Annotated in this window: 1 protein-coding gene; it reads left to right on the top strand. The window is 26.0% G+C overall.

The genetic code is table 11. The features are described 5' to 3' along the window. Positions 1-175: 175 nt before the first annotated feature. Positions 176-497: hypothetical protein (locus tag ETC00_RS19690; RefSeq protein WP_171567732.1), on the top strand; the 322-nt coding region annotated here is incomplete at its 3' end.

The raw sequence follows: 497 nt of genomic DNA, 5'->3' as shown, positions 1-497 counted from the left end.
GCTATAACATGTGGTGTTGATATTACACAACCTGCGTTTATGGAAAAATGGTGGGCTATTATTATGACAGTATTAACGTCTGTTAAAGATATTCCGTTTAATATTATAAATGACGTTGTACAAAATGTTAGAAATAGTGTAGAAGGATTATGGAAATTTTAGAAAGGGTGTTAAAATGAGCATAAAAAAAGATTTGGAGAGATATTTCGAAAAATATAATGATATACCAAAAGAATATAATGAAAGATTTGCTTATATATTAAAGAAGTTGAAAATAAATGAAAAGAATATGGAAAATATTATTGGTAGAATTAAATTACAAAACAAAATAAAATGGAAAAAAATTCAGTTTACTTTATATATGATTCCTAAAGCAACCCCTAGACCTAGGCTAGGTAAGAGAGGTATTTTTTATGTTAAAAATGCAAGTGATCTAAAGAAGTACTTTGAGGAAGGAATAAAAGAATTTTATAATGGAAATTATCCTATAAATAAAC

Source organism: Brevibacillus sp. MCWH, assembly GCF_013096935.1.
In the GTDB taxonomy this organism is placed as follows: domain Bacteria; phylum Bacillota; class Bacilli; order Brevibacillales; family Brevibacillaceae; genus Brevibacillus; species Brevibacillus aydinogluensis.
The sequence above is the reverse complement of the archived record's forward strand: the minus strand, read 5'-3'. Positions and strand labels throughout refer to the sequence as shown.